This window comes from Christensenella sp. (assembly GCF_034927525.1).
In the GTDB taxonomy this organism is placed as follows: Bacteria; Bacillota; Clostridia; order Christensenellales; family Christensenellaceae; genus Christensenella.
The window spans coordinates 1-4,486 of the sequence record NZ_JAYFPU010000356.1 but is presented as its reverse complement, the minus strand read 5'-3'; the positions used below and the strand labels follow the sequence as shown (position 1 = coordinate 4,486).

The following is a 4,486-nucleotide window of genomic DNA, read 5'->3' as shown; positions in this document are numbered from 1 at the left end:
AGTCCATAAAAATATTCTGCAATTCTCTTTTCGAATAAGTTCTGATTCCCTTCGTATCAGGATACCCCATCAGCCCCTCAAAAAACTTTCCAGTATGATCCTCCCTGCATCCTGCCCAATACTTAAGGCCAAACTTGTTCTCGATCGCCAACAAGACTTTTCCCCCTGGTTTTAGCATCGACGAGACCATTTTTAGCATTGTCACCGCCGGATTATCCTCCTCGACATAACAAGCCGCATATTCAAGCACGCCTATCAGGGTAATGATGTCGAATTGCTTATCAAACTTTACATCCGTAAAATTTCCCACCCGTATTTCAATATTCTCAAAACGTGCGTTCTTATATGCATTGATCTCAGATCGCCGCAGAGAAATATCATTACACATAACACTTTTGCACTTTTGCGCCAGCAGTCCCGTCAATGCACCACATCCCGCACCAATCTCCAGCGCGTCCTCTGTCCCTGTGAAAGGGTACCACGAAAGTATATTCTCGCGATCTTTATGCAAATGATACAGTATCGCCCAATTATCCGTTTTTTCCAAAGCATACGAATAATCTGCGCTTGTCTTGACTATCTTTAATATTTCTTCTTCTACATCGCCGTCCGAATAATGCAGACTGCTGTCATAATAATCCGTATTGATCAATACGTTGCCGATTTTCATGCCTCGCCCTCATTTGATACTTCTATTTCAGAGTTCATATCAAAATATCCCACAGACACCTTTTCTGTTACCAGGTTTAAGTTAATCACATCATAAAGCCTATGGAAAATTTTTAACTCGCCATTTTCCACATATTTTGTGCAACCAAGTGATAAAAAGTACTGTGGTCCTTGTAAATTGATTGATTGCCTAAAAGCAATCTCGACAATCTGTCCTGCTTTTATAACCCCTATCTCGATCCCTTCAAGGTCAGTATTGGTTCCTGTGATCTCCGTCCCCTTAATATCCTTAAATGTAAAGGCAAAAATGGGTTCTTCCACATCCTGATGGAATAAGACCTTCATCTTAATTGTATATTCGTTGCCTTTGTTACACGTCACAGCGATTCTTCCATTAGAATCAAAAATCCCAAAATCAATGATCTCTGCTTCTTTTGATCCATATTCCAAACATGAAGGATTGATCCCGTAGCTTGCTTTCCATTCCGTCACTTTTTCTGTTGTACTGCCATCGCCGGTCTTTTCTTCGGTCTCCTCCTGCACATCAAGCCCTGCAATCAACTTTTTATATTGATCTACAATCATTTTAGGGGCTCCATTAGATATAACTTCGCCATCATTTAGCAAATACGCCCTATTACAATACTTAATAATACTGCTCATATCGTGAGTAACAAATAATATCGTTTTTCCGGCTTCTTTAAAATCCTGAAACTTTTTATAACACTTTTGCTGGAAAAAGATATCCCCTACTGAAAGCGCTTCGTCAACGATCAGGATATCCGGTTCAACATTGATCGCCACTGCAAAAGCCAGCCTGACAAACATGCCCGAAGAATACATCTTGACCGGCTGGTTTACAAAATCCCCAATATCCGCAAAATCGAGAATACTTTGCATCTTCGCATCCATCTCTTCTCGCGAAAACCCCAAGACCGAACCATTCAAATATATATTTTCTATCCCAGTATATTCAAAATTAAATCCTGCACCTAGTTCAAGAAGCGCAGAAATCGTTCCTTCTGTATTATAAGTGCCCGAACTTGGTGTAAGCACACCCGTTAAAATTTTAAGTAAAGTACTCTTGCCCGAACCATTTTTTCCTACAAAACCAACACATTCTCCTTCTTTGACCTCAAAGGAAATATTTTTTAACGCAAAAAATTCCTTATGTCGTTTTCTTTTACCAACACTTAGAGCCTCTTTTAAACGATCAGACTTCCTGTCATATAAAGGATATATCTTCGTCACGTTCTGAACACTTACTGCAATTTTACTCATGTTTTCCTCGCAAAGCCTCACAGTACATCTGCAAAATGAGGCCGTAATTTTCTAAATACCATAGCTCCTATCACAAACAATACTCCTGTAAATATCCAGAAGTATAACGTTTGCTCCGGATTCTCCCAAAATCCTCGCTGATAAAGAAATGTGTCCCTCATACCCTGTGTAATATAATAGACCGGATTAGCCTTGGCAATAACGCCGAGCCACGACGGCATACCTTCAACCGTCCAAAAAATAGGGGTCAACCAAAATCCAAGCTGTACAATGATGTTAACCATTGCCGACAAATCCTTAAAAAACACAGCAACCGAGGATAGTATCCAGCTCACTCCTACACATAACAGTATCTCGGCGGCCATATAATACGGAATCTGGAGAACATAAGGCGTGATCGGTATCTGAAAGACCGCCATGATAATGAAAATAAAACCTATGAAGAACAAATTCAAGAACAAACACGATAACACCTTAACTAGAGGAAGCATACTCGTACGAAACTTGATTTTCTTTACAAGATAACTGTACTCATATAGCACATTAACCGACCCGGTCAGGCAATCAGTGAAAAACATCCATGGAATATATGCAGGCACAAACCATGCAATGAAGGGAATGTTGTCTACTGGAGAACTTTTGAAAACAGTAAACACAAACCAGAATACCAGAATCGTAATAATCGGTATCACAAAACTCCAAAAGATACCAAAGAAAGAACCTGCGAACTTTGACCTGAAATCATTCTTCGCAAGGCTCCATATCAATTGTCGCTTTTGATAAATTTCCTTGAGAAAAAGAAAGAATTCTTTTGCTTTATTTAACATAATCTTCCTTAATGTATATTATATTTCTTGCTGTTATGCTATATGATTCTATCACAATACGAAATCTAAGTAAAGCACCTGGAAATTGTGTATACTATTGGAGTTTCTCTGACGGCTTCATAGAAATCATCACATCAATATACTCTGCACGCACTCCAAACTCTAAGTTGTCCAGTGTCAAAATTTTAGTAAAAAGGCCGCTTGTTCGAAAAATACGATCTACGATATCATATCCCCACTCCCAGGCTCTCATATCCAGTGGAGGCTCTCCTTTCATATATTCATCACCCGTCCAATAAAAGATTTCTCCATTCATTCGCTTAATGCTATTGTGGGATTTATGATTCTTCCTCACCAACGGCAACGTAAAAATATGAGCACCTCCGGGTTTAAGCTGTCCTGCAATTTGTTGAAACACTTGTTCATAATCATATATTTGATTTAATATTTCTTGTGTTATAATAATATCATATTGTTTTTTGGCATCCTGAAATCTGTCTATATCCCAAATCGCCCCATCGTAAGCAGTAGACCCATATTCTCTACTCTGCTGTGCCAGTCTCCGGCTGACCTCTCTGTTCACGGAACCATATTCAAAAACAGTCTTTTCGTGCCAATCTGGCACTGTTTTTTCCAATGCCATCAAGAGCGCACGTTCTCTCGGCAACGAGCCACACTTCATACATTTATAATCATCCCGGAGCCATTCTCCTTCAGATTCAAATTGAGTTTCCTGCCCGCAACAAGGACAATATCCAAAATTTTTCAAAAACATATTTTTCTCCTTATAAACTTACGCGCTTTGTTACTTGTAGCTTACCAAAACTTCGCAGTATTGACCACGTATTCCAAGTTCCAGACTTTCCGTTTCAAATATTCTGGTAGTCATCCCACTGCTTTTATAAATAAAATCCATAATAACATATCCCCAATGATATGTTACAGGGCTGCCCTTGTCACTAATCGGATTCCCGTGATATTCAGCAGTGTGCAGGAAATGTACTTCCTTATTCTCTAAAACTGCCCATTTCTCCGTCTGCGCTCGTTGATTAATCAATGGAACTGTGAAAACATGTGCCCCGCCAGGTTTTAGTGTCCGCGCAATTTCCGCAAATGCTCTTTCCGGGTGAAAAAGATGCTCCATTACATCTTGCGTAACAACCAAATCGAATGACTCATCCGGAAAAGTCTGCCGTTCCAGGTCCTCGTTTTGAAACCACCCAAAAGACTTCCCCAAAGGCACATCATCATAATACTGTGTCGCCAAATAATGCTGACATCCATTTCTTAATCTGCAACTGGCTCCATCGCCCGAAGGCGAACTTTCGTGAATCGAAAAAAACTCCCATTCAGGAAAATTCATTAAAACAACATTCATCAAAGCACGCTGCCTCGGAATAGATCCACATTTGGAGCAGACATAGTGGTCGCGATATGCATTCCCATTCAGTACAAATTCTGTTGCGTCATTACAACAAACACAATGGCCATAATTCTTCCACATTCCCAAATCCCCTTTATCTACAATTAATTACAGGAGAGTCAATCAATGATCTCTCCTGCATTACTACCCATTCATTTTTCTACAAGATATATGTTTTGCCCAGCAATCAAAGGCATCTCCACTTCACTGCCTTCAGGGTTCTCCGCCTTTATACTCTCCGCCATCATCCCTGTTACATTAACAACATCTCCTGCTTTTAAAGTAT

5 protein-coding genes are annotated in these 4,486 nt (G+C 39.8%); all 5 read right to left on the bottom strand.

Annotated elements, in window-relative coordinates; genetic code table 11:
- Positions 1-670: class I SAM-dependent methyltransferase (locus VB081_RS14210; protein ID WP_323401435.1), on the bottom strand; the 670-nt coding region annotated here is incomplete at its 3' end.
- Positions 667-1,950: an ABC transporter ATP-binding protein gene (locus VB081_RS14205; RefSeq protein ID WP_323401434.1), complete on the bottom strand. Its 1,284-nt coding sequence runs from the start codon at positions 1,948-1,950 to the stop codon at positions 667-669. The genes VB081_RS14210 and VB081_RS14205, both read right to left, overlap by 4 nt.
- Before the next feature lie 17 nt (positions 1,951-1,967).
- Positions 1,968-2,777 (bottom strand): ABC transporter permease, encoded by an 810-nt coding sequence (locus VB081_RS14200; RefSeq protein ID WP_323401433.1) that lies wholly within the window; start codon positions 2,775-2,777, stop codon positions 1,968-1,970.
- Between the two features lie 94 nt (positions 2,778-2,871).
- Positions 2,872-3,552 carry a hypothetical protein gene (locus tag VB081_RS14195; RefSeq protein ID WP_323401432.1) on the bottom strand — a complete coding sequence of 227 codons (681 nt, stop codon included), beginning with the start codon at positions 3,550-3,552 and terminating at the stop codon, positions 2,872-2,874.
- Between the two features lie 30 nt (positions 3,553-3,582).
- Positions 3,583-4,281, bottom strand: a complete 699-nt coding sequence (locus VB081_RS14190; RefSeq protein WP_323401431.1) for a class I SAM-dependent methyltransferase — start codon at positions 4,279-4,281, stop codon at positions 3,583-3,585.
- Positions 4,282-4,486 lie beyond the last annotated feature (205 nt).